The organism is Bradyrhizobium uaiense (assembly GCF_010811875.1).
GTDB lineage: Bacteria > Pseudomonadota > Alphaproteobacteria > Rhizobiales > Xanthobacteraceae > Bradyrhizobium > Bradyrhizobium uaiense.
Window position 1 is genome coordinate 1 of the sequence record NZ_VKHP01000948.1, and the last position, 244, is coordinate 244.

The following is a 244-nucleotide window of genomic DNA, read 5'->3' on the forward strand; positions in this document are numbered from 1 at the left end:
CGGCGAGCAGGAGATCGCTCGCCTCCTTGCATCTTTCCGGATCACCCACCATGACAGGCACAATGTGCGTTTCGCTGGGCATGACCGGTAGGCCGGCGGCGTTGAGCACGGACTTTACCCGCGCGGCACGGAGCGGCTGCGCATCACGCCGACGCCCTATCATGATGACGCACTGATCGACGCGCTGGCTGAAGCGCTGGTCGATGTATGGGGGCGGCTTGGGTTGCCCTTGCGACGGCATATG

At 64.3% G+C, this 244-nt stretch carries 1 pseudogene; it reads right to left on the reverse strand.

Annotation, left to right across the window (positions count from 1 at the left end):
• Positions 1-244 (reverse strand): annotated as a pseudogene (locus tag FNJ47_RS55230) (hypothetical protein); the annotation flags it as partial.